At 64.1% G+C, this 326-nt stretch carries 1 protein-coding gene; it reads left to right on the top strand.

Annotation, left to right across the window (positions count from 1 at the left end):
• Window positions 1-326 (top strand): endonuclease III domain-containing protein (locus tag AC0L2O_RS36550; RefSeq protein WP_473373171.1); only part of this gene is annotated, 326 nt, incomplete at both ends.

Genomic DNA, 326 nt, shown 5'->3' on the forward strand with positions numbered 1-326 from the left:
CTACAGCCCGGCCGAGGTGCACGAGATTTTCCGACGCTTTTCCGTTCAGCGGCCCGAGCCGAAGGGCGAGCTCGAACACATCAACGCCTTCACGCTGCTGGTGGCTGTGGTGATTTCGGCACAGGCGACCGATGTCGGCGTCAACAAAGCCACGCGGGCGCTGTTCAAGGTCGCCGACACCCCGCAAAAGATGCTGGCGCTCGGCGAGGCCAAGGTCGGCGAGATGTTTCTGCTCGGAGAGCATCTTTTGCAGCCGCTCCTGCATCTGCGAGAGCTCGCGCTCTGCAACGCCGATCTCGTCGGCGCGGGCGGCAGGGTGGATGATC

The organism is Bradyrhizobium sp. Kon10, from assembly GCF_055807395.1.